Here is a 21,600-nt window from a genome sequence, read left to right on the forward strand (position 1 = left end):
TTCCTATGCTACTTTTATAGGAAAACGTAATAATAGATTGTTATTAGAACAGCCATATTTAAAACAAACAGTGCAGGAACACCCAGGGTAAAGCTCTTATGTAGGGTTTTATGTCGAAACAACTTCATTCCCAATAAAACACCTAGCGCACCGCCTAAAGCTGCCGTTATAAAGAAGCTTTTTTCGCTTATTCTCCTTTTATGCTTCTTGGCATAGTGCTTATCGAGTCCCATTGCAATGACTCCATATCCATTAACTAATGTTAAATATATCATGAAAAACAACATTTCTACCCTATACAAAGTTGTTATATTCATAATCATTTTCATAAATTTCTCCACCTTTTTTACAAAAAATAACATGTCACATGCTATTATAACATAGATGACATGCTATTGGAACAAAGCTGCCCATCTATAAACAAATTATAAAAGTCCTGTCTCATATACGAGACAGGACTTTCTTGTCTTATTTGAAGAATAATCCACCAAACTTCAAGAACAATGGTGCAAATACTAAAGCTACAATTGTCATCAGCTTGATCAAGATGTTGATAGAAGGGCCAGATGTATCTTTGAATGGATCTCCAACTGTATCTCCAACAACCGCAGCCTTATGAGGCTCGCTGCCCTTGCCACCATGATTTCCTTCTTCAATATATTTTTTCGCATTATCCCATGCGCCACCAGCGTTGGCCATCATGATCGCCATCAATACTCCAGATACTAGGGAACCCGCTAATAAACCACCTAGCGCTTCTGCTCCAAGGATCAATCCTGTAGCCACCGGTGCCAATACAGCCATGATACCAGGAACAAGCATTTCTTTTAACGCTGCTGCTGTACTGATATCTACACATCTTGCATAGTCTGGCTTTGCTTTACCTTCCATCAGACCAGGAATTGATTTGAACTGTCTTCTTACTTCTTCGATCATTTGGAAAGCAGCTTTACCTACAGATTCCATTGTCATAGCTGAGAATAGGAATGGTAACATACCACCAATTAATAAACCAACAACAACCAATGGATCTAGAATATCAATCTTTTCTAACTGTACAACCTGTGAGTAGGATGCAAATAATGCAAGCGCTGTCAAAGCCGCTGAACCGATAGCAAAACCTTTACCGATAGCAGCTGTTGTGTTACCTACTGCATCCAGTTTATCTGTTATTGCGCGAACTGACTTAGGAAGTTCTGACATTTCTGCGATACCACCAGCATTGTCAGCAATCGGACCATAAGCATCTACTGCTACGGTGATACCCGTTGTAGAAAGCATACCAACTGCAGCTAATGCTATACCATATAATCCAAAGAAATGATATGCTGCCAAGATTCCTACAGAAATCAGCATGATCGGCCAAGCTGTAGAGAACATACCTACCGCTAAACCACTGATAATTGTTGTGGCTGGACCTGTTTCTGATTGTTGTGCGATTCTCTTAACAGACTTGTAATCACCAGAAGTATATATCTCCGTGATTTGACCAATAGCCGTACCCACAACCAATCCAAAGAAAATTGCCCAGAAGGCATTTAAATTACCAAATAAGCTTTTGCTTAAGAAAAATGCACCTACAATTACGATACCACCGGCTACATATGTACCCATCTTTAATGCGCTATGTGGATTCGTATTTTCGTCTCCTCTAACAAAAAGAGAACCGATAACAGAAGCGATAATACCTAGGGAAGCCAATGCCAATGGGAACATTGCTCCACTTACTGGATCTATGCTTGGGATTACTACACCTAAAGTAATTGCAGAAATAATAGAGCCTACATATGATTCGAATAAGTCCGCTCCCATACCAGCAACGTCACCAACGTTATCCCCAACATTATCTGCAATAACCGCTGGGTTTCTTGGATCGTCCTCTGGGATACCTGCTTCTACCTTACCAACCAAGTCAGCACCAACGTCTGCTGCCTTTGTATAAATACCACCGCCTACACGGCCGAATAAAGCGATTGATGAAGCACCTAAACCAAATCCTGTAATAATTCCAGGATCTCCAATTAAATAATAAAGACCACCTACACCGATAATACCTAAACCAACAACGCACATACCCATTACGGCACCACCGTTGAAGGCAACACTCAATGCTTTGTTCATGCCATTTTCTCTTGCCGCATTGGCAGTTCTAACATTTGCCTTTGTAGCAACTTGCATTCCAAAGAATCCTGCAAGGGCTGAGAAGAAAGCCCCTACAAGGAAACAAATGGCAGTCAACCAGCTATTTAAACCTAAACCAATTACAACAAATAAAATCCCTGCAAAAATAACAAGGGCTTTATATTCTCTAGTTAAGAACGCCATTGCACCTTCATGGATATAAGAAGAAATTTCTTTCATTCTGTCAGTGCCGACATTTACTTGATTAATTTTCGCCGTAAGCATATATGCGAAAGCCAGAGCGATTACCCCAACTACAGGCGCTAATAACGCATAATTCATCCTTGATGCCTCCTTTATTTTCCAAACCTGTTACAACAGACTCTGGTGTTTCCTATTAGAAAATTCTGATTAGTATAATTGAATTGATGATAAATACGATTGCACCAATTGTTGTAACCTTACTTAATAACTCTTCATAACCTCTACCTTTTTGCTTGCCCCAAAGTTGCTCCGCTCCACCAGCAATCGCACCTGATAATCCTGCGCTCTTTCCTGATTGAAGCAAAATACTTCCGATTAGAATCAAACTGGCAATTATTTGAACGATCATTAGTAAAATTCTCATTTTTCCACCTCCTCTGTCTAATTAACATACATATTTTAACATAGCTGATTTTCAAAATCAATAAATATTATCCCCCGGTCCCATTTATCCACTTTTCTGTATCCATTACAAACATTTTGTAAAAAAGCTCACTTGTTGCTATCAGAGACCTCCTCAGTAGGTACCAACAAAATTCTCTTGAGCCGAATTTATGTTGCTTAAAATACCTCATAAGTATTGACGCACATGATTCATAAATTCCAATAGCATATAGTTACTTGGCAATAAAAAACAACAATAATATAAGGATAGGCCTTCTATCCTTATATTATTGTTTAATTTTTTACAGGTTATACCTTCTATCTTAAATTGTAGAACGCTTTCATACCAGCATATTTTGAAGTGAAATCCAGCATTTCTTCGATTCTTAAGAGTTGATTGTACTTTGCAACACGGTCTGTTCTAGATGGAGCTCCCGTTTTGATTTGTCCTGCATTTACTGCCACAACCAAATCAGCGATCGTAGAGTCTTCTGTTTCACCAGATCTATGGGAGATTACAGCCGTATAACCTGCACGTTTTGCCATTTCGATGGCATCCAATGTTTCAGTAATCGTACCAATTTGATTCAATTTGATCAATATAGCATTGGCTGTCTTAGACTCTATACCTCTCTCTAATCTGGATGTATTTGTTACAAACAGGTCATCTCCAACCAATTGAATCTTTTTACCTAATCTCTCAGTAAGAAGCTTCCAACCTGCCCAATCTTCTTCATCCAAACCATCTTCAATAGAAATGATTGGGAACTTATTTACAAGATGCTCATAGAAATCAACCATTTGCTCAGAAGTTTTTACAACACCTTCGCCAGCCAAATTGTAATTGTTCTCATTCTTGTCAAACAACTCAGTTGCAGCTACGTCTAAAGCTAACATTACGTCTTTGCCTGGCGTATATCCAGCCTTCTGGATCGCTTCGATAATCACTTCTAATGCTTCCTCATTGGATGTTAAGTTTGGTGCAAAACCACCCTCATCGCCTACCGCTGTATTTAAACCTTTACCTTGAAGTACTTTCTTTAAGTTATGGAAGATTTCTGCTCCCATTCTTAAACCTTCTCTAAAGCTTGAAGCGCCTACAGGCATTACCATGAATTCTTGAATATCTACATTATTATCTGCATGCTTCCCACCATTTAAGATATTCATCATTGGTACAGGCAATGTTTTTCCATTAACGCCTCCAAGATATTGGAACAATGGTAATCCAAGCGCTTCAGCGGCAGCTCTTGCCACAGCCATGGATACACCAAGAATTGCATTGGCTCCCAGTTTTCCTTTGTTCTCTGTTCCATCCAGTTCAATCATTTCTGTGTCAATAGCTACTTGGTCTAAAGCATCCATACCGATGATTTCAGGAGCAATAATATCGTTTACATTTTCAACTGCGTTTAATACGCCTTTGCCAAGATAACGATCCTTGTCTCCATCTCTTAACTCTACGGCTTCAAATGCACCAGTAGACGCACCTGATGGTACCATTGCTCTTCCCATGGCACCGCCCTCCAAGTAAACTTCAACCTCTACTGTAGGATTTCCTCTTGAATCCAATATCTCTCTAGCGTATACATCTACAATTGTTGTTGACATATGTATCTTCTCCTTTCAATTTAGAAGTTAACAATTTGTACAAATTCATCTGGAAGCAAGCTTGCGCCCCCTACCAAAGCACCATCAATATCTTCTTGATTCATGATCTCTTCGGCATTAGAGCCCTTTACGCTACCACCATACTGGATACGGATTTCTGTATAGATGCCTTCTCCATATAGCTCTTTAATCGTTTCTCTAATTTGATAAATTACTTCATTGGCCTGCTCCGGCGTTGCAGTCCTTCCTGTACCGATGGCCCAAACAGGCTCATAGGCAATAACGATCTTGGTTACATCTTCATCCGTTACGTTTACTAAACCTTTTTGGATCTGGTTCTTTACAATTTCCTCTGTTTTTCCTGATTCTCTTTCCTCTAGGGTTTCACCTACACAGAAAATAGGTTTAATCCCATGGTTTAAGGCAGAGTGAATTTTTTTATTGACCGTTTCATCAGTTTCTCCAAAATATTGTCTTCTCTCAGAGTGTCCAATGATGCAATAATCAATACCTATATCCTTTAACATCAAAGGAGATATCTCCCCTGTAAAGGCACCTTGATTCTCCCAATGCATATTTTGCGCGCCTAGCTTGATGTTAGTTCCTGCTGCTGCCTCTTTTAATGGCAGTAGTAGCGTGAAAGGTGCGCAGATTACTACTTCAACATCGGTTCCTTGTACCTTATCTTTAATTTCTCTTACAAATTGTACCGCTTCATCGATAGTTTTATGCATTTTCCAATTTCCTGCAATAATGGGTATTCTCATAGCACCGCCTCCTATTTATCCTGAATGACTGCAATACCTGGAAGTTCGATACCCTCTAAAAACTCTAAAGAAGCACCGCCGCCAGTAGATATATGAGTCATCTGATCAGCAAATCCTAACTGTTCAACAGCAGCAGCACTGTCTCCACCACCAATGATCGTTGTTCCTTTGCTTTCTGCAAGAGCTTTTGCTACTTCCTTCGTTCCTACCGCGAAAGCTGGCATTTCAAATACACCCATAGGGCCATTCCAGATTACGGTCTGTGCGCCTTTGATCTCATCTGCAAAAACCTTTACCGTTGCCATTCCAATATCTAATCCCATCTTGTCCGCTGGAATATTGACTACATCTACTGTTTCATGGGCAGCATCTGCTTTGAATTCAGCAGCCACTACCACGTCTACCGGCAACAACAGCTTTACACCTTTTGCTTTTGCATCTTCCATCAATTCTTTTGCCAAATCAATCTTATCAGTTTCTAGCAGTGACTTCCCTACCTCAAGCCCCTTTGCTTTCAAGAAGGTAAAAGCCATACCTCCACCAATAATTAAAGCATCTACTTTTTCGAGTAAATTTTTGATGACGCCTATTTTGTCAGAAACCTTTGCACCGCCTAAAATTGCAACAAAAGGTCTCTCAGGATTATGTAAGGCTTTTCCCATGATCTCGATCTCTTTTTCGATCAAGTAGCCAGACACACATGGAAGGTAGTCTGCAATCCCCGCTGTGGATGAATGGGCTCTATGCGCTGTACCGAAGGCATCATTGACGAATAATTCTCCTAGGCTAGCAAGCTCTTTTGAAAAATCAGGATTGTTTTTTTCCTCTTCTTTTCTAAAGCGTACATTTTCCAACAAAAGTACTTCTCCATTTTTCATTTCTGAAGCTGCCTTTTTTGCGTTTTCGCCAACTACTACGTCATCAGCTGCAAAGATTATCCCTTTATTCAATAACTCTGCCAGCCTTTTTGCCACAGGCTCCAAGCTATATTTTTTGTTAGATTCTCCTTTAGGTCTTCCCAAGTGGGACATAAGAATTACCCTTGCGCCTTTTTCCATCAAATACTGAATGGTAGGCAGTGCACCACGGATACGAATATCATCCGTAATGTTTTTGTTTTCATCCATAGGCACATTGAAATCACATCGAACCAATACTCGCTTGCCTGTGACTTCAACATTTTCTATTGTCTTCTTATTTAGCATACCTACACCCCTAATCTTTAAAAATAATATATCTTACTTAACTATATGTAACATACTATTTCTTGCTCGTCAATCGTTTCAGTGTTAGGATATGTTAAAATGAATACCAATCCAGTGGACTGGTATTCATTTTACTTAAAGACCTTTTTGGATCATATAGTTGATCAGATCCACCACTCTGCTGGAATAACCCCACTCATTGTCATACCAGGAAATAACTTTTAACATGTTGTCACCGATTACCATCGTAGATAATCCATCAATAATTGAGGATCTTGGATCTTTTCTATAATCGATAGATACTAGAGGCTCGTCACTGAAACCAAGAATTCCTTTTAGTTCACCCTCTGCAGCTTCTCTTAACACTTTATTTACTTCTTCAGCAGTTGTTGACTTTTCTAATTCAAATACGATGTCTACCACAGATACCGTTGGCGTAGGTACTCTCATAGCAAATCCATTTAATTTACCTTTTAATTGTGGTAATACCAACGCCACAGCCTTAGCTGCCCCTGTCGTTGTTGGAATGATAGATTCCGCAGCTGCTCTTGCTCTTCTAAGATCGCTGTGAGGTAAATCTAAGATTCTCTGATCGTTGGTATAGGAGTGTACGGTTGTCATTAATCCTTTTTTGATGCCATATTTCTCATCAATGATCTTCGCAAAAGGTGCTAAACAATTTGTTGTACAAGATGCATTGGATACCACATGATGATTTTGCGGGTCATAGTTCTTTTCATTAACACCCATAACGATCGTGATATCTTCGTTTTTCGCTGGTGCAGAGATGATTACCTTCTTTGCCCCTGCTTCGATATGCTTAATCGCCTTTTCCTTTGAAGTAAATACACCTGTAGATTCTACAACGATATCTACACCTAGTTCTCCCCATGGTAAATTAGCTGGATCTCTTTCTGCAAGAATCTTTACTTCCTTACCATTTACGATCAATGCCCCTTCTTTTGCTTCAACAGTTCCTTCGAATTTTCCGAAGCAGCTATCATACTTTAAAAGATGTGCTAGTGTTGCTGCGTCTGTTAAATCGTTAATCGCTACAATTTCAAAATCGTTATTTCCTTCAAAAGCAATCTTAAATGCGTTCCTTCCGATTCTACCAAAACCGTTAATACCAACTTTTACTCCCATGATAATTCCTCCTTTAAAATATTGATTTATTTTAGAATTTGGTTTGCAAGATTTTCATCTACTACCATCACAAGGCTTGGATTTAAGTTGCTAATTGACACGAGAGCCTCGGCCTTATCAGCACCTACCGCAACGCCGATGATATGTTCTAATTTTTTAAATTTATCCAGACTCATTCCAATGGTACTGACTTCTCGTACAGTTTCTCCATTTTTATTAAAATAATATCCAAAAGCTTCTGAAACAGCGCCATTTTCTATCAGACCTTGCACTTCCATAGGATTTAGTCCCCTGCGCATTGCCATTTTATCAGCTCGCCCTATCCCAAAGATGAGCATTTGAATTTTTTCAATATACTCTACTACTTCCTTGATCATTGGGTCACCAGATAAGGTAGGTAAAAGATTTTTATCGATATTATCAGGCATATAGAAAAGTTTGTAGGTCCCGCCCAATTTATTGGCTATTTTTGCTGCAATAGTATTGGACTGCTTATCTACATCTTTTCCAAGTCCACCCCTGGCAGGTACAACTACCACATCATAAGACTTACCCTGCTCCTTCGTCATCTCTTCTGCTAAGGCCGCCATGGTGCCTCCACCAGTAATTCCAATGATCATTTTTCCTTGGATCATATTCTTTAAATAGTTAGCCGCCGTCTTACCTACTTCTTTCAATGCGATTTCTTCGTCTTGAATCATACCGGGAACAACGATGACCTTTTTGATTTTTAACTTTTTGGCGACTTCTTCTTCCACGTCTCGTAATCCTTTAAACCTATGGATGAAAAAGTTCAAACCCTCTAGGGTATTCTCTCCAATCTTGGTGATCTTCATTCCATCTGCATTAATTTCAATCAATCCTTGATCCCGCAACAATGATACTTCTCCACGGATCACCCGCTCTCCGATGTCCAAAATACTAGAAAGCTGCCTTCTTCCAATTGGCTGATAATAGTGGATCAATCTTAATATATTATAACGTTCAACAAGGATCTCATGGAGATCAGGAATTATCTTCTTTTGCAGCTCTATCATTGTGTCTATATCAAATAAGCTATTATGTGCCTTTTTCACTCTACCCCCCCTATCGATATAGAATCAATTTTACCAAATCACTTGTTGGTCATTTTAGGTCCCTATAGTCATTTCGGGTCCCAGATAGGTCAAAAAAATATTCTCATCATCATTGTAATATATGGCATTTTTAAATGCAATAGGAAATTAAAATATCCACCATTATTTTTTATTTTCATAAAAGATAACGGCGGATATTAAATCTGTGGGTCCCCTTGAAAATTCATACTTAAAAACGTTTTCTCTTGGACGAAGCTTGTATATTCATTTCATCCCTATACTTTGCAACTGTACGTCTTGAGATGTTGATCCCTTTGTTTTGCAATAAATCTGCAATCAACTGATCACTTAAAGGTTTTTTAGGATTCTCCTTATCAATCATCTCCTGAATCATACTTTTAATACTTTCGGATGCCAATCCATCGCCTTCTTGATTGGAAACACCACTACTGAAAAAAAACTTAAGTTCAAATACACCTCTAGGACTCTGCATGTATTTCCCGTTCACTGCACGGCTCACCGTCGATTCATGGACGCCGACCTCATCAGCAATCTGTTTCAGCGTCAACGGTCTCAGCCACTTCTTCCCACCTTCGAAGAAATCAATTTGATAGTCTATGATAGCTTTTACCACCTTATAAATGGTCTGTCTTCTTTGTTCAATGCTTTTCACAAGCCACATGGCGGAGTTTAACTTATCAGTAATGAATTTTGAAGTGGAAGAATCCTTTTCTTCATTCATAAGCATGCTTCGATAGAACTGATTAATCAAGAGTCTGGGTGCCGAGGTATCATTCACGATCACCACATATTCACCATCAATTTTTTCAACCGTAACATCTGGTGTAATGTATTTTACATCATTCGCAGATCCAAATACCCTTCCAGGCTTTGGTTCTAGAGTTTTGATAAAATCTGCAATTTCTTGAACTACAGCAGTTGTAATATTCAAATTTTTTGCGATAATAGCAAGTCGATTATTGGCTATATCGTCTAGATGATGTGCCACCACCTCAAATACTTTTTCATCTTCAACACCTTGCTGTTTGATCTGAATCAATAGACATTCCTTCAAATCACGGGCAGCAATACCAAAGGGATCAAAGCTTTGAATGACAGCGAGCACATTCTCAACAGTCTCCTCTGACTCATGAAAAACTTCTGCAATCTCAGATAAAGGCGTCATCAAATATCCATTCCGATCAAGGCTTTCAATGATAAACTTGCCAATACTATAGTGTCTCTTCTTTAAAATAGAAAATTGAAGCTGAAACATCAAGTGCTCTGTTAAGGTTGTATCATTAAATAAAAATTGTTCTATAGATACCTCTTCTTTATCCTTATTATAATTTGATTGCTTATAGCTAATATCGTCGTACTCTCGGAAATACTCCTTCCAATCTACTTCTTCCTTCGAAGTATTCTTCGTCATTTCAGACTCTTGAGGTGATGCAATATCGAGGAGAGGATTTGTTAAAAGTTGCTCATCAATGAACTGGGATAATTCCTGGGTATTGAATTGTAGTATTTGAATGGCTTGCTTTAACTCAGGCGTCATCACCAACTTCTGAATCTGCTCAATGTTTAAATGAAACCCAATCTTCATGTAATCACCCACCTTATACCGAAATGTTCTCTTTTCATCTACTATAGAGTATCCTACTTATCCTGATTTTCTATATTATTATACCATTAAACGATTGTTAAATAAAGCTTGTTCCAAGATTGTTTTTCTACACATTAAAGATAAAGACAAGGCATTTGCCTTGTCTTTATCTCTCTCCTTTTTCATAAGGCTGCCCGGCAGCCTTTGGACCAACTGCTTTTCCTGAAAAAATTACTAAAGCTATGATGGTGAGTATATATGGGAATGCCCAGAAGAATTCTTGCGGCAGTTTATTTAAAAGCGGTATTTGATATGCTACTACACCCAATGCTTGAGAGAAGCCGAAGAATAGCCCCGCAAGCAATACACCGATGGGATGCCATTTACCAAATATCAATGCTGCTAAGGCGATAAAACCCGTACCATGAATTGTTGCATAGGTATATTGGATATCTTGAGTCAGCACCATGATAGATCCACCTAGCCCAGCAAGCATTCCGGAAAGAATAACACCTATATACCTCATTCGATACACATTAATCCCCATGGAATCCGCAGCGCCAGGGTGTTCTCCAACCGCCCTAAGTCTTAATCCAAAAGGAGTCTTATAAACGATATACCATACAATGAATACAGTTAAAATAATTAAATAAGATGTAACATGTACTTGACGAAAAAACAAGTTACCCAACACGGGGATTTGCGATAATCCAGGTATATCTTGCTTCTTGATACCATATAAGAATGCAACAGTTCTTTGCTGTTTGAAAATAATCTGCGCCAAGTAAATTGTAATGCCTCCTGCAAGGAGATTGATAGCCGTACCACTGATTACTTGATCTGCCCGAAGGTTTATACTCACATAAGCATGGACGATGGCTAACAATCCGCCTGCAATAATGCCTGTGAGAATTCCGATCCAAGGACTCATCGGTCCCATGGAAGTTTCTACTAAGACGGTAGTGGTGGCAGCCGCAAAGGCTCCGATCATCATGAGTCCTTCAAGTCCAACATTTACAACCCCTGACCGTTCACTGAAGAGTCCGCCTAAGGAAGCAGAAATAATTGGTGTAGCAGAAGCCAAAGTTAAGGGGATTACGATACTGATAAGCTGCATAATGTCCATCTTATTTCCCCTCCTTTCCTAATCTGAGTAACAATGTTTTAATTCCATAATTCATGGCTGCAAATAAAACGATGAAAGCCATGATGATTTCAGCAATTTCTTTTGGAACACTGGCCAGCGCCATGGCACTTGAGCCTGCCTTCAGCGCTCCAAATAAAAACCCGGCAATCACAATCCCTAGCCCACTATTGCTACCTAGAAGAGCTACGGCAATTCCATCCAATCCATATCCTTCAAAACCACCAATTACCCTGGCATAGTTAAATGTTCCAATAGAAATCATGGCACCAGCCAAACCAGCAAAGGCACCTGAGATCATCATAGAATAAACAATATTTCTATTTACGCGCATACCCGCATATTGAGATGCGTCGGGATTAAAGCCTACCGCACGCAGTTCATATCCAAAAGAAGTTTTTTCAATAATATACCAAAATATAACTGCCATGATGAGTGCAATAAATATCCCTAGGTGAAGTCTGGAACGCCCAGTGATTTCGGATAAGAAGGCATTGTTCAAAGTTGCTGACATGTGTATGTCCAAGGTCCTCGTTTTTGAGCTTCCTGGCAGCATCTTTATGGCATAGTTAACCAGATGCAGCGCTGTATAATTCAACATGATGGTTACAACCACCTCATGAACCCGATATCTAGCCTTTAAAATACCCGGAATAAATGCCCAAATACTTCCTGCCGCAGCAGCAGCAATCAAAACCAATGGAAGATGGATAATTCTAGGTGCTTCAATCAGAATCCCTACAGCTACCGCAGCAAAAGAACCTACGATCAATTGTCCTTCTGCACCAATATTAAAAAGTCCAGTTCTAAATCCAAAGCCGATCGCTAAACCCGTAAGGATTAGAGGTGTTGCCGTTACAACCCATTCACCAAACTTCCTTGGATTTCCCAATACGCCTTTAACAAGAGCTCTGTATCCATCAATGGGATTAATTCCTGTGATCATCATAACGATTGCCCCGGCCAAAAATCCTAAAAGAACAGATATCAACGGTACTAAAAATGTGTGGTTTTTTTCATTGGACAAAAACCTTATCATTATTGATCACCATCCTTCCGTGGATCTTCGCAGCCAGCCATCATAAGGCCAAGTTGATGCTCCGTCGCTTCTTTTGCATCGACAGTCCCAACAATTCTGCCCTCAAAGATTACTGCTATTCGATCACTTACATTCATTACTTCGTCTAGTTCAAGAGAAACCAGGAGAACAGCTCTCCCCTTATCACGCTCTTCAATTAATTTCTTATGAATAAATTCGATTGCACCTACATCCAACCCTCTTGTGGGTTGTCCTGCGATGAGGAGTTCCGGACTTCGGTCTACCTCTCTGGCTATAATGGCCTTCTGCTGATTTCCGCCAGACATAGCCCTGGTTTTCGTGTTAATCCCTTGTCCACTTCTTACATCAAATTCTTCGATGAGTTTTCCTGCTTTATCATTGATCGCGCTTCTATTTAAAATACCATTTTTTGAATAGGGTTGTTTGTAATATGTTTGCAATACCATATTTTCTGCCAACTTAAAATCCAATATAAGTCCATGTTTATGCCTATCTTGGGGAATATGACCAATTCCCATCTCTGTTCTTTGCCGTATTGGCATTTTCGTTATATCTTTCCCCAACAATTGTATGCTTCCAGACTCAGCTTCTCTCAATCCTGAAATTGCTTCCAATAGCTCCGTTTGACCATTTCCATCAACCCCGGCGATTCCTAGAATCTCTCCTCTTCTGATTTCCAGGTTCAATCCATTTACAGCCTTCAGTCCCCTCGAATCTTTAACAATTAAATCAGTAATCTTTAGCACAGTATCCTTAGGATCTGCCTCTTCTTTATCTACGCTAAAACTGACTTCTCTTCCAACCATCATGGATGCCATGACATCAGCAGTAGTTGTCTTTACATCCACCGTATCAATGTATTTTCCTCTTCTAATAATCGTACATTGATCTGCAACTTCTTTGATTTCCTTCAATTTATGGGTAATTAATATGATGGATTTACCCTCTTCTACGAGCCTTTTCATGATATGAATAAGCTCCGTAATTTCTTGCGGTGTAAGGGCAGCAGTAGGCTCATCAAATATTAAAATCTCTGCATTCCGATAAAGCATCTTTAAAATTTCAACCCTTTGCTGCATCCCAACGGTGATATCTTCAATTTTTGATGATGGATCTACTTCAAGGCCATACTCCTTGGATAGCTTTTCGATCTCTTTTGTAGCTTTTTCAATATCAATTTTCCCACTTTTGGTGGGCTCTTGTCCTAGAATAATGTTCTCAGTAACAGTAAAATTGTGAACCAGCTTAAAATGCTGGTGCACCATCCCGATACCAAGCTCATTGGCAACATTAGGGTTGCTAATGTTAACGCTTTTACCTCTAACTTTGATTTCACCTTTGTCCGGTTGGTAAAGGCCAAACAATACACTCATTAGCGTAGATTTTCCTGCACCGTTTTCTCCCAGCAATGCATGAATCTCACCCTTTTTAAGCTTTAAAGTTATATTATCATTCGCTACGATTCCCGGAAATTCTTTTCTAATATTGAGCATTTCGATAATATATTCCATGATTACGACCCTCGCTTCTAACTCAGATTTACCACTATCTAATCATACAATAAAATCTATTGGCTTTCCATATTATTTCATAATGTTAAAGATTTTATAGTATAGAAAAGTATGCTTTCTTGTATTATAAAAAAAGCCCATATACTATGGGCCTTTTTACATAGACTGCTAAATTGTGTGCTGCTTTAAATTTATTTAAGATTTGCTTCGAAAGCTTTTAATTCATCCATAGTTGTAGGCACAACGATCTCTCCTGCAACGATCTTGTCTTTGTAAGAATTGATTTCAGTAACGATGTCAGCTGCTAAGTTTGGATTTTCAGCTGGTATACCAACGCCATCTTCTTTTAATGTTAAAGCTGTTGTTTTTCCACCAGGGAACTCGCCTTTTTCTTGGGCTTCGATCATGCTATAAGCAGCAACGTCTACTCTCTTCATCATAGATGTTAATACAACAGACTTACCACTTGCTAATTTACCGTCTTCATATTGATCTTTATCAACACCAATTACCCATACTTCTTTGCCATTCTCAACTCTGTTCTTTGCTTCGTTGATAACACCGTTTCCAGTTCCACCAGCTGCATGATAGATCACGTCAACACCTTGTGCATACATTGTAGAAGCGATTTGTTGTCCTGCTCCTGGATTACCGAAGTCACCTGCATATTGGTCTACTACTTGAATAGATTTATCTACAGAGTGAACTCCAGCAACGAAACCTGCGTGGAACTTTCTAATCAATGGGAAGTCCATTCCACCCACAAATCCAACCTTCTTTGTTTTTGTTGCTTTTGCTGCTGCAACTCCAACAAGGAATGAACCTTGCTCTTCAGCAAAAACTACTGAAGCAACGTTAGGGGCGTCAATCACTGCGTCAATGATTGCAAAATTAGTATCTGCATATTGTGGTGCTACTTCCTTCATAGCATTTTCGAATAAGAATCCAGCTGCGATAACAAGATTATAGGCCTCGTCACCAAAAGCGCTAAGATTAGGGATGTAATCCGCTTCTTCGTTTGATTGAATATATTTATATTCTTGTCCTTCTTTCCAACCTTTTTCTCCAGCATATTCTTTGATACCTTCGTAAGTTCCTTGATTGAATGATCTGTCATCGATACCACCGATATCTGTAACAAAACCAACTGTAATATCTGTCTTTTCCTCCTCAGTAGGTGCTGCTGGCGCTGGTTGTTCAGGAGCCTTTTGGCCACAACCTGCCATTAGTCCTACAAGCAGCATCATTACTAGTAATAAAGCCATACTTTTTTTAAACATGTACTCTTCCTCCTCATTTTTTGTCCATTTCTTTGTCTTTTCCCCTAGACAATATAGCTAATAAGAATTCTACAAAGATATGGAAAAATCCTTTCTCTTCATAAAAAAAATATTTTTTGTTTAATCCTTCCTTAAATTTCCATACAAGCCTACTATATGTTTATATACCTAAGCATGAAAATATGTCATATACTTATTATAAAAACTCCAGCTTTTGCTGGAGTTTTTATGATTAACACACATCGCCTTCTTTTGCCACAAAACCTGCTTTTCCCAATACTTCTGCAGCCTGATGCATTTTATCTTCACTGACAAGAACGATGGGTCCTGTGCAGCCCATGCCGCTTTCTGCATAAATACCGGCTTTCCACAGGGCTTTTACTGCATCCTCTAAATCCATGATATCTATACCCGATATGGAACCCGTTACAACTTCTTTTGCTGGCGCAGCCACTTCTTCTGCTTCAACCTGTGCTTTTTTAGTATCTTTTGTCAGGGATTTTAATATGTCTTCCAGTTTGGCTGCTTTTGCCTTGGTAAACTCAGCCTTTGCAACCACTGGCAGCTTTCCTTGGGCAAGCTTTGCTGCGTACTTAATGGCATTGGCTACTACAGGAACGCCCGATGCTCTGGATAGGATCAGAATGGTTCGATCATATCCATCACCAATTCCAGGTCCATAACCATAGCCCATGGCTTCGTAGCTGCCGCCAGTTGTATAGGATGAAAATACTTTCATCATAATGTTACCTGTTAACGTATCGGTTACCATCACATCTACGCTTCCTGCTAATAAGTCATTTCCTCTCATCACCGCTCCTCCGTCGGAACGAATGGATTCTGAGAAATTGATCTTGTAGCCATTGGCATTCAATTCTTTTAATGCCCTTTCTACTTGGCGGGCGCCATCTAGGTTTAGTATGCCAACGGTTGGGTCTTCAATCCCCATTGCTTTCGCAGTGATGATCCCATAGAGGGCATTTTTGACCATAGCTTCAACCCGATGGGCAGAAGCAGTGCCTGTGGTGGTAGCTAAAAACATTTCTCTTCCCATACCCGGTGTAATGACCTTACCTACGGTAGAAACACCAATGGGGAAGTTATAGTGCATGGTTACACAAGCTTGGATGTAATGGCTGTCCAACAGTTCTTCCATCTTTTTGTGCATTTCATCTTCTGAATTTACTTCTGCAATTTCTAAGCTTGTATCTACTTTAGGACCGATGAGTACAATATCAAAGTTATCTGCACCCTTTGAAGCTAGTTCTGCGCCTTTTACAAGGTTCTCTACACCATGCTCACTGCCGAGGGTCGTCAGACCTACCTTTACACGGTTGCCGAATTGTCCCGTTTGAATGGCATCGGCAATATCCATAAACGCTTTCCCTATCATTTGCTTTACTGCATTATTTTCAGTCATTCTCATCACCCCTATGCCTTTAGTAGATGTGACGCGAAGTCTCTCATAGCCTCTGCAATCATGCTCTTTACAACATCTTCAGATATACCGGCGCCAGCCGTTTCCACTTTTCCTGTGTTTCTTTCCATTACGATAGAAACCCCATCAAATAGGTTTGTCATACGGCCAAGGAATAAGCTTCCTTTTCCAACGATCATGGCTCTATTTAAAGAACCCGTTATTAAATCCTCCCTGGCAAATCCAAGATAAGGTACCCCCGATGGAATATGGCCTTGGGTTGGTGCCCAGCCTGGCATACCATGCTTTTCTACAAAAGTACCCAGTTCACTTCTCTCCAGCTCATTCCTTTTCACACCTAGGGCAGCAATCATTTTATAGTTTGCCTCCGGCACATCCCCTGCTCCCGCTGGTTTTGTTACATCAGGATTTTGCATTTCCACAGAATATTTATCAATATCCGTAATCTTTAATCCACCCTTATCCAATGGCATGGTTACAAGAGCTGTAATCACCGCCTGAGGTGAAGATCCAGTTCCCACCGTATGTCTTCCCACCAGATCCGTTCTTAATATTGGACTTACGCCATCATTCTTACTAATCAATACAGCAAATCCACCAAGGACATCCTCCAGAATAGGCATACCCTTCTTCACATGATCCTTCCCATTCATACCCAGCTTCGCTGTGGCACCGCCTGCAACGATCACCACATTTTCATAAGTTCCCGCTTGAACCAAAGACGCAGCTTGAATCAAAGCATGAGTTGGTGCAGCACAGAATCCCCTTGTATCAGAACCCGTGGCATTTACTGCCCCTGCTGCCTCCGCGATGGATTTTGCAAAGTTTCCGCCACCTCTTTGATTCATATCCCCGCAAGCCTCTTCAGAACACTCGATTACATAATCGATTTCCCCTACATTGATATTATTCTTATCTACCAAGTGTTTAAATGCGAGAAGACCAGATGCTTTCACCACTAGATTTTCGAACAATACATGGGCATTAAGGTTTGGATCAATATCATGAGCTCTCTTTACACAACCGATGAGTTTTCCATCCTGATACAGACCTTCAGCATGCTGCTCTTTTACATACTTTTCAATTTCCTCTAGATCTTCCCCCTCTTTCAGCTTCGCCGCATCCTCCTTAAACAAAGGATGATTACTAATCTTACCCTTCACCGTTGCTGTGAAGTTCTTATCTAGTTTCACCAAATCGAAGGCATCAGAGACTTTTAATAAAGCAATAAATTCATCTTGAGGCATGATTTCGCCGTATTTTCCAAAACGATTTGCACCAGCAACATCCTTATCAAACCAAGGCATTTCATAATGTCTTAAATCATCCGGTGTGATATTTCCAATATACACCTGATTTGGTGCATAATTAACGACTTTATCATATGACCGAACATGCTCAGGAAGTTTTTTCAAATATTCAGAATCAGGATTCGTTAATTTTTCAGTTGTTTGAGTGGTACCATTATGATAAATCATATCAGGGGTATGTACCAAAACATATCCAGTCCCCTTTACTACTGCATAACTCATACCTTTCACCTCCGCGTATTTTAAAAGCAAAGCTACTATGGGTGTTCCCTCGCAGCTCGCAGCTACAGACTAGCAATCTATATTGTCTCAAATTCAGTTGAAAAAATGTAGAGAATCTTTTGTTCTCTTCCATCGACCTTGTACATATAATTTCAATAAATGGGTGATGTATATACCACCCATTTATTCATTAGTCTAAGCAGCTGCCAGCTGCGGTAACAGCTGGCAAATCTATTAGTTTTCAAATACTGTCTGACCTTCAACTTCAGTTGAAAGAGCCTTTAATGCTTTTTCAACTATTTTTCTTCTAAGCTTTTTCTCCTCCGCTGGCTCCAATGCTGGATTTCCAAGTGGGTGAGGAATCGCAATAGCAGGTACGATTCTGTTTGCTCCAACTGTTAATGAGATTGGAACAACTGTACAAATGTGTACTACAGGAATGCCTGCTCTTTCAATTTCTTTTACCATCGTTGCACCGCAACGTGTACAAGTGCCTCAGGTGGATGTTAGGATAACTGCTGTTACACCGTCAGCCAACAACTCTTTTGCAAATTCCGCTGCAAATTGTCTAGAGTTTGCAACAGATGTACCATTCCCTACCGTCGTATAGAAATATCTGTGCAATTCGCCAATGATACCTTCTTTTTCCATGTCTCTAAGAACATCTACAGGAAGTACTCTATCAGCGTCTGCATTTGCATAAATTGGGTCATATCCGCCGTGAGCTGTTTCATGAGTTACCTCAGTTAAATCAGTGAAATCAGCAATATCATACTTACCATACTTAGATGCAGATGAAGATTCGATATGATTTGGATTTCCTTTTGGTACAATACCACCTGAAGTAACAAGGGCAATTTTTGCCTTAGAGATATCCTTTACAGCTGGGTTTGGTGTCACGTTATCGAAATCTGGCATAGGATATTCTGTCACATATTCTTCGCCTTTTAACTTCTTCAACATCATATCTACAGCTCTCTTAGAACCTCTCTCTTCCAAGAAAATATTTTTTCTTACGCCTCTTGGAATATAGCCATCTACATTAGGAGCTTTAATTTCTTCTCCTTTAACTAGCTTAAGAGCAAGTTTTGCTAAAGCTGGAGCAGCTGTTCTCATCGCAGCAGCCGAATTTCCTGTTTCAACAATGTATAAATCTTTCTTATACATGTCAGCACCTGGATTTTCAATATACATCGCAGTAGCCACAGGAATATTTAATTCTTCCTTTACAACCTTAGAGATTGTACCGCAAGCTACACCGTATCTACCTGCATTAAATGCTGGCCCAGCGATGAATAACTCAGGATTGTACTGCTTTATCATGTCAAGAATTTGTGTTTTAGCTTCTTCAAGATTTTCATTGAAATAAGAGTCTCCACAGATCACAGTCGCAACAATCTCTGCTTCTCCACCAAAAGCCGCATTTAGAGCAGCACCAGGTCCAACTACGCCTTCTCTTATTTCAGGCTTAATATCAGCCTTCTCCTCGCCACCAATGCCAGCGAAGAATTGGTTTATATAATGAACAACTCTAATCTTGCTCATACTTTCCCCCCTCTCTTATTTTTCGGGAAATTTTTAGGTTATTATTAGAATTTACAGAATTGTTCTCTCATAGATGACATTTCAGCGATAATGGAATCAACGTCTAAAACCATTTCCATCATACCGATTTGCTCATCATATACAGCTGGATCAACAGCTTCTTTGAATTCTGCATCTACCGCATGGTATACTCTAAGTCCTAACTGGACTCCTGCCAATGAACCTGCATACGTAGGGTCTCCGTTTGTTACTGTTTCAGCAGCTAAGCCTGCAGCTTCTGCTTCAGCAGCACCAAGAAGAACGATAATGTTTTCAGCACCGTACTTCTCTGTCATTGCTTTTACCCTATTTTGATTCTCCAGGTCCATTGCTCCTGCAGCCGTTCAGACAAAGCACTCAGTAGCAGAAAATACTACCTCAGCTCCTGTTCCTTTTAGGCATTCTTCCATTGCAGGACCTGGTATACCATCTCTGTCACCAATGATGATGACTTTTTTGCCATCGAACATATTCATGGTTACCATCCTCTCATCTTTTATATTTTAAAAATTAACTTTCTTAGAAACTTGTAGCAGACATCTTGTTGAAACCAAGCTCATTGGTTGCACCAGTGATAACCTGGATTTCAGCCTCAATGCTTCCATCCGGTCTTAAACTTCCATCAAAACCACCAGCAATCTTGTCAGTATAGTCTAACATACCGATGACTTTTTTCATTGGTGGAAGTACGATAACTTCATTTGCATTTCCGCCTGTTACAGTGGCATCTGCTTTAGGATCTGAATCTGCAAGAGATTGGGATGCACCGTCTCTACCTGCATACTCATCTGTAACAATAACCGTCTTAACACCTTCCATTTCAATCTTTTTGCAGTTCATGATCAGGTCAGTATCTGGGTTACCAAAACCTTCTTGAGATATGATCGCTCCGTCTAACCCTAAGAACTTACAAAGTTTTGCAGTCCAGTTAGAGGATCTTTCTTTATCTGCAAGATATACGTTTTCATTTGTGATGATTACACCAACAAAGTTAATATCCTTACCATGTCTTGCATATAAATCATGAATAATTGGGTTGTTTTGGTGATGATATGTTGTGTTTTTATCACATGCAGAAACACAGTTACCACTTAAGATTGCTCCATCCATTACCTCTGTTGGGTACAGAATTGTTGGAACAATTTTCTTCGCATCTACTCCATATACATAGGTGTCATGAAGCAAGCCTTGTGTTTGAAGCATGTACACATAACCAACCTTAGGAAGATTTGAATACTCTTGAATACTTTCTAGAAGTGGTTTTGTCTCATAAACTTCTACTTCATCAGGCTGAACATTCATTCCTGCTTTTCCGATGAAAGTAGCTGCTTTTAAACCTGCCATTCTTGCAGCAGCCTCATAGTCAGGTTGCTTCAAACCCTCTACTGGCTCAATCACTAAGCAAACATTGTACGTTTTTGAGAATGGTGTAAAATCTGCTCCAGGACCTGACATATCAATGATACCTTCCTGGAAGCCTACGATCTTACCGCAAGTAACCACTGCAGCACCGCTTAATACATGGGTGCGACCTGTACCCACTGTAGTAACCTTGTTAATCACGCCTGGGAAAATACCGCCTTGGCCTTCAACCTTCACCCTTGGTTCGATAACATCCTTAACAGGTGTAATTCTTGTTTCCTCACCTGGTTTTGCAAGTTCTACCTTCACACTCTTAATGTGCTCGTCTTCCATGATTAGGTTAACGATTTCCTGCTGGTTTACATACAGTGTTCCATTTTCTACCTTCGTTGTGTCACCAAACTGAACATCTGTTATTTTGATTCTTCCTAGTTCTAGGCGCACAAAATTCACCTCCCTTTATATTTATAACCCGCCGCTGGTGAGAGTATACTCACCAGCATAAATAA

18 protein-coding genes are annotated in these 21,600 nt (G+C 39.8%); all 18 read right to left on the reverse strand.

Annotation, left to right across the window (positions count from 1 at the left end; all coding sequences use genetic code 11):
• Window positions 1-14: 14 nt before the first annotated feature.
• Window positions 15-329 (reverse strand): DUF1294 domain-containing protein, encoded by a 315-nt coding sequence (locus HNQ80_RS03115; protein ID WP_243182956.1) that lies wholly within the window; start codon window positions 327-329, stop codon window positions 15-17.
• A 139-nt stretch (window positions 330-468) separates the two neighbouring features.
• Window positions 469-2,463 (reverse strand): sodium-translocating pyrophosphatase, encoded by a 1,995-nt coding sequence (locus HNQ80_RS03120; RefSeq protein WP_184308103.1) that lies wholly within the window; start codon window positions 2,461-2,463, stop codon window positions 469-471.
• A gap of 55 nt (window positions 2,464-2,518) precedes the next feature.
• On the reverse strand, window positions 2,519-2,749 hold the full coding sequence (secG, locus tag HNQ80_RS03125; RefSeq protein ID WP_184308105.1) for a preprotein translocase subunit SecG: 231 nt from the start codon (window positions 2,747-2,749) through the stop codon (window positions 2,519-2,521).
• 338 nt (window positions 2,750-3,087) lie between these two features.
• Window positions 3,088-4,380 carry a phosphopyruvate hydratase gene (eno, locus tag HNQ80_RS03130; protein ID WP_184308108.1) on the reverse strand — a complete coding sequence of 431 codons (1,293 nt, stop codon included), beginning with the start codon at window positions 4,378-4,380 and terminating at the stop codon, window positions 3,088-3,090.
• A 20-nt stretch (window positions 4,381-4,400) separates the two neighbouring features.
• Window positions 4,401-5,147 (reverse strand): triose-phosphate isomerase, encoded by a 747-nt coding sequence (gene tpiA, locus HNQ80_RS03135; protein WP_184308110.1) that lies wholly within the window; start codon window positions 5,145-5,147, stop codon window positions 4,401-4,403.
• An 11-nt stretch (window positions 5,148-5,158) separates the two neighbouring features.
• Entirely contained in the window at window positions 5,159-6,352 is a 1,194-nt protein-coding gene (locus HNQ80_RS03140) for a phosphoglycerate kinase (protein ID WP_184308112.1), read from the reverse strand.
• 135 nt (window positions 6,353-6,487) lie between these two features.
• Window positions 6,488-7,498, reverse strand: coding sequence for a type I glyceraldehyde-3-phosphate dehydrogenase (gene gap, locus HNQ80_RS03145; RefSeq protein ID WP_184308114.1), 1,011 nt, complete (start codon window positions 7,496-7,498; stop codon window positions 6,488-6,490).
• Between the two features lie 26 nt (window positions 7,499-7,524).
• Entirely contained in the window at window positions 7,525-8,574 is a 1,050-nt protein-coding gene (locus tag HNQ80_RS03150) for a sugar-binding transcriptional regulator (RefSeq protein ID WP_330602742.1), read from the reverse strand.
• Window positions 8,575-8,803: 229 nt separating this feature from the next.
• Window positions 8,804-10,180 carry an RNA polymerase factor sigma-54 gene (gene rpoN, locus HNQ80_RS03155; protein ID WP_184308116.1) on the reverse strand — a complete coding sequence of 459 codons (1,377 nt, stop codon included), beginning with the start codon at window positions 10,178-10,180 and terminating at the stop codon, window positions 8,804-8,806.
• A gap of 166 nt (window positions 10,181-10,346) precedes the next feature.
• Window positions 10,347-11,306 (reverse strand): ABC transporter permease, encoded by a 960-nt coding sequence (locus tag HNQ80_RS03160; protein ID WP_184308118.1) that lies wholly within the window; start codon window positions 11,304-11,306, stop codon window positions 10,347-10,349.
• A gap of 1 nt (window position 11,307) precedes the next feature.
• Complete coding sequence (locus tag HNQ80_RS03165; RefSeq protein WP_184308120.1) at window positions 11,308-12,363, reverse strand: ABC transporter permease; 1,056 nt, start codon at window positions 12,361-12,363, stop codon at window positions 11,308-11,310.
• Entirely contained in the window at window positions 12,363-13,895 is a 1,533-nt protein-coding gene (locus HNQ80_RS03170) for an ABC transporter ATP-binding protein (protein WP_184308122.1), read from the reverse strand. The genes HNQ80_RS03165 and HNQ80_RS03170 overlap by 1 nt, the downstream gene beginning before the upstream one ends.
• A 191-nt stretch (window positions 13,896-14,086) precedes the next feature.
• On the reverse strand, window positions 14,087-15,175 hold the full coding sequence (locus HNQ80_RS03175; RefSeq protein WP_184308124.1) for a BMP family lipoprotein: 1,089 nt from the start codon (window positions 15,173-15,175) through the stop codon (window positions 14,087-14,089).
• 232 nt (window positions 15,176-15,407) lie between these two features.
• Entirely contained in the window at window positions 15,408-16,595 is a 1,188-nt protein-coding gene (gene grdD, locus HNQ80_RS03180) for a glycine/sarcosine/betaine reductase complex component C subunit alpha (RefSeq protein WP_184308126.1), read from the reverse strand.
• Window positions 16,596-16,606: 11 nt separating this feature from the next.
• Window positions 16,607-18,145, reverse strand: coding sequence for a glycine/sarcosine/betaine reductase complex component C subunit beta (gene grdC / locus HNQ80_RS03185; protein WP_184308129.1), 1,539 nt, complete (start codon window positions 18,143-18,145; stop codon window positions 16,607-16,609).
• 234 nt (window positions 18,146-18,379) lie between these two features.
• On the reverse strand, window positions 18,380-19,690 hold the full coding sequence (grdB, locus tag HNQ80_RS03190) for a glycine reductase complex selenoprotein B (protein WP_184308131.1): 1,311 nt from the start codon (window positions 19,688-19,690) through the stop codon (window positions 18,380-18,382).
• Between the two features lie 44 nt (window positions 19,691-19,734).
• The gene (gene grdA, locus HNQ80_RS03195) at window positions 19,735-20,205 is read right to left on the reverse strand and encodes a glycine/sarcosine/betaine reductase complex selenoprotein A (protein WP_184308132.1); all 471 of its coding nucleotides are present in this window, start codon (window positions 20,203-20,205) and stop codon (window positions 19,735-19,737) included.
• A gap of 43 nt (window positions 20,206-20,248) precedes the next feature.
• Window positions 20,249-21,535: a glycine/sarcosine/betaine reductase component B subunit gene (locus HNQ80_RS03200; RefSeq protein WP_184308133.1), complete on the reverse strand. Its 1,287-nt coding sequence runs from the start codon at window positions 21,533-21,535 to the stop codon at window positions 20,249-20,251.
• Window positions 21,536-21,600: the final 65 nt, after the last annotated feature.

This window comes from Anaerosolibacter carboniphilus, assembly GCF_014205875.1.
Lineage (GTDB): Bacteria > Bacillota > Clostridia > Peptostreptococcales > Thermotaleaceae > Anaerosolibacter > Anaerosolibacter carboniphilus.

Coding starts and splice junctions, on each gene's coding strand:
- HNQ80_RS03115 (WP_243182956.1), bottom strand. CDS start 329: ATGAAAATGATTATGAATATAACAACTTTGTATAGGGTAGAAATGTTG.
- HNQ80_RS03120 (WP_184308103.1), bottom strand. CDS start 2,463: ATGAATTATGCGTTATTAGCGCCTGTAGTTGGGGTAATCGCTCTGGCT.
- secG (WP_184308105.1), bottom strand. CDS start 2,749: ATGAGAATTTTACTAATGATCGTTCAAATAATTGCCAGTTTGATTCTA.
- eno (WP_184308108.1), bottom strand. CDS start 4,380: ATGTCAACAACAATTGTAGATGTATACGCTAGAGAGATATTGGATTCA.
- tpiA (WP_184308110.1), bottom strand. CDS start 5,147: ATGAGAATACCCATTATTGCAGGAAATTGGAAAATGCATAAAACTATC.
- HNQ80_RS03140 (WP_184308112.1), bottom strand. CDS start 6,352: ATGCTAAATAAGAAGACAATAGAAAATGTTGAAGTCACAGGCAAGCGA.
- gap (WP_184308114.1), bottom strand. CDS start 7,498: ATGGGAGTAAAAGTTGGTATTAACGGTTTTGGTAGAATCGGAAGGAAC.
- rpoN (WP_184308116.1), bottom strand. CDS start 10,180: ATGAAGATTGGGTTTCATTTAAACATTGAGCAGATTCAGAAGTTGGTG.
- HNQ80_RS03160 (WP_184308118.1), bottom strand. CDS start 11,306: ATGGACATTATGCAGCTTATCAGTATCGTAATCCCCTTAACTTTGGCT.
- HNQ80_RS03165 (WP_184308120.1), bottom strand. CDS start 12,363: ATGATAAGGTTTTTGTCCAATGAAAAAAACCACACATTTTTAGTACCG.
- HNQ80_RS03170 (WP_184308122.1), bottom strand. CDS start 13,895: ATGGAATATATTATCGAAATGCTCAATATTAGAAAAGAATTTCCGGGA.
- HNQ80_RS03175 (WP_184308124.1), bottom strand. CDS start 15,175: ATGTTTAAAAAAAGTATGGCTTTATTACTAGTAATGATGCTGCTTGTA.
- grdD (WP_184308126.1), bottom strand. CDS start 16,595: ATGACTGAAAATAATGCAGTAAAGCAAATGATAGGGAAAGCGTTTATG.
- grdC (WP_184308129.1), bottom strand. CDS start 18,145: ATGAGTTATGCAGTAGTAAAGGGGACTGGATATGTTTTGGTACATACC.